The 3,256-nt window shown below is 40.4% G+C and carries 3 protein-coding genes and 1 pseudogene; all 4 read left to right on the forward strand.

All coding sequences use genetic code 11. From position 1 onward, the window contains the following. On the forward strand, positions 1 to 963 hold a 963-nt coding region (locus Q0257_RS03910; RefSeq protein WP_298021794.1), incomplete at its 5' end, for a saccharopine dehydrogenase family protein. Between the two features lie 2 nt (positions 964 to 965). Then, a complete protein-coding gene (locus Q0257_RS03915) occupies positions 966 to 1,751 on the forward strand; it encodes a hypothetical protein (RefSeq protein WP_298021797.1) in 786 nt (261 codons plus the stop codon). A gap of 346 nt (positions 1,752 to 2,097) precedes the next feature. Further along, positions 2,098 to 2,472 (forward strand): hypothetical protein, encoded by a 375-nt coding sequence (locus tag Q0257_RS03920; protein WP_298021800.1) that lies wholly within the window; start codon positions 2,098 to 2,100, stop codon positions 2,470 to 2,472. A gap of 530 nt (positions 2,473 to 3,002) precedes the next feature. Beyond that, a pseudogene (locus Q0257_RS03925) lies at positions 3,003 to 3,256 on the forward strand (acetyltransferase); the annotation flags it as partial.

Genomic DNA, 3,256 nt, shown 5'->3' on the forward strand with positions numbered 1-3,256 from the left:
GCGCTGCCGTACCAGGACCTAACGCTGATGGACGCGTGCTCTCGCGCCGGCATCCCATACATCGACACCGCAAACTACGAGCACCCCGACACCGCGAAATTTGAATATAAGCTGCAGTGGGCGAAGGACGGCGAGTTTAAAGCCGCAAACACGATGGCGCTGCTAGGAAGCGGCTTTGACCCGGGCGTGACGAATGTATTTTGCGCCTATGCACAGCAAAATCTCTTTGACGAGATCGGCGAGATCGACATCCTAGACTGCAACGCGGGCGATCACGGATATCCGTTTGCGACAAATTTCAACCCTGAAATCAACCTGCGCGAAGTGAGCGCAAAAGGCCGCTACTGGGAGCGCGGCGAGTGGAAAGAGACCGAGCCGATGGAAATAATGTTCAAATGGAACTACCCAAAAGTCGGCGTCAAAGATAGCTACCTGCTCTATCACGAGGAGCTGGAAAGCTTAGTAAAAAACATCAAAGGGCTGAAGCGAATCCGCTTTTTCATGACATTTGGGCAGAGCTACCTAACTCATATGAAATGCCTAGAAAACGTCGGCATGCTGCGTATCGACGAGGTCGAGCACAACGGCGTGAAAATAATTCCGATCCAGTTTCTAAAGACCCTGCTGCCTGATCCTGCGAGCCTTGGCCCTCGCACGAAAGGTAAAACAAATATCGGCTGCGTAATCCGCGGTCTAAAAGATGGCAAAGAACGCCAGGTCTATATCTACAACATCTGCGATCACGAGGCTTGCTACGCTGAGACGGGCGCACAGGCCGTTAGCTACACCACAGGCGTGCCTGCGATGATCGGCTCGATGATGGTCGCAAAGGGTATCTGGAGCGGCAAGGGTGTCTTTAATATGGAAAATTTCGACGCCAAGCCTTTTATGGACGAGCTAAATAAACAGGGCTTGCCGTGGGAGATAATCGAAATGAAGCCTGGCGAGAGGTATGAGGTGTGAGCATGGGATTTATCCTTGAAATTATAAATAAAATATTAAATCGTTTAAAGCTTGAGCTTGAAAGCCTTGAAGCTAAATTTTATTTTTTTGGTATTTCTATAATATCCTTTTCAATATTATTAATGTTTAAAATACAAAATAATATATTTATTGTTATTTTATTCTTAATTGGTATATTATTATTCTGCGCAGGAATTTTAGTCTGGTGTTTTAGTTTATTGAAAAGGAAATGGGTTGTAAACTTAGTGAAAGTTTTCTTGGTTTTACTAAACGTTTCAACTTATTTTTTAGCAGAATTTATATCTAGAAATTTAATTGCTGAAACCGTATATTTGCCTGTAAGAGATTTTGATTTTACTTTAAAAATTTTGACCTCTATTTTTTATATACCTATAGCCGTTTACTTATCTTGTATTTTTTTAATGGTAATTGCTTTTTTAGCGATGATTGTTGGCATGATAATAGATATGGTAAGTTCCAATTTGACTAAATTTAAACATAAATATGAATTAAAGCTAATATACTTTTGCAGAATATCAGGGATATTTTTAATTGCGTCAATTGCACATTTTGTTTCTAGCAGTGTTATTATTTACAGTATCTCTAGTACCCCATTTGTATCAAAGGTTATAAAATATATAGCCTTTTATGGTGATTATCAATTAATGAAAAATTATCCCGATGTAAAAGAGGAAGAGCGTATAATATTACATGAAAATGGCGTAATTTCATCTGCAAGTCAAGATAATGACGAAATAGTAATAAAGATAAGAAAATTTGAGGAATAGAATTCTGTGTAATCTTTATGCCATTAAGACTATAAAATAGCCTTAATAAAGAATCATTATTGCTTGCTTTTACTCTTTCTTGTGTAATGCTGGTAATATTTTCTGCGGGTATACCGTGGGCTATGTCCTAGATCATCGCGCTATTTGTTTGGCTAAGCGCGCTCGTGGCGTATTTTAATAAGTAAATTTTAAATTGCGGCGAAATTTTATAATTTGCCATCGAGTTCAGCTCTGTTTTAAACAGACGAGCGGTTTCTTAAATTTAAACTCTAGCTAAATTTAGACCGAAATTTTTAAGTAAACTTTGCTATAATCGCCGAAATTTTGAAAAAACCGAGGAGAAAATATGAAATTGATTTACGCCGCTTGCGTGCTAGCCGTGTTTGCTTCGGCTCAGACCGAAACTATGCAGGTGCCGGACTTTGCCAAAAGCTCGATGAAGACGCATGAGCAGGCCGAGGAAAAACTAATCGCAAATGCCCTAAAAGGCGATCTAAGCCAGATCGCAAGCGACCTAAAGATCGACAAAACTCTAAAGGGCGGCGAGTCGCTTGTTATTAACGGCGCGCATTACAGGACGATCGAGGGCGACAGTACGCAGTGGAAAGAGGGCGACGCCGTGCGCCTGCTAAGCGGCAACAAGGACGGCAGATGCCTAAGCTCGATCATACTTAATCTGCGCACGAAAACCGTCTGTAAATTTATGTGCGACGCGTATTAGGCGAGAATTTTGTCTAAACTACAAAAATCCACCGGCTCGGCGTAAGCTTCTTGCAACGACCGGTTGTTTCTGCTATTTAGCCATAGCATAGATCGCTAAATATATGCCTATGAATAAAACGTTATTATATATTTTTTTAAAAGCGTTCGTTATGTTTATTGTCCTATATTTGTTCATTCCGCACCCAGAAGATGGAATTTATAATATGCTAGATATACGCATGTTTATTGGCTTAGTGTTGTTTTGTATCTGCCTTATATTGGATATTTAGTTTACATTTTAATCTCTATCTTTATGTATCGTATTTTTTGGTGGTCGCCAAAATTGCATATCACAAATTTAAATTCTAAACGGCTTGACTTCGGTTATTTTTATAATTTTGCTTTTAATATCGATAAATTCTGCTATAATAAACGCAAATTAAACAATGTCGTTAAAATTTAGCGCGGACGTGATAAAGCGAGTAAAATTTGTAGAGGCAAATTTTAACCCTGCCGCTCGGTATTTCAAACGGCAAATCAAGGAAAAAGATGCAAAAATTTAGAATTACAAACGGCGAATATTCCCGTATGGATATTTTTCTGATCATGACGCTGGTTTATATATTCGGCGTGGCATGCAGGTTTTTTTGGATATATTGGGCTAGCGGGATCGAGCAGTTTTCTTTTGACGGCGAGCTCATTATGACAACAAACGACGCCTTTGCGAATGCCGAGGGCGCGCGCGATATGATAGCGGGCTTTCACCAGCCGGGCGATCTTAGCCCGTACGGCGCGTCGATCCC

Source organism: uncultured Campylobacter sp., from assembly GCF_938018035.1.
GTDB lineage: Bacteria > Campylobacterota > Campylobacteria > Campylobacterales > Campylobacteraceae > Campylobacter_B.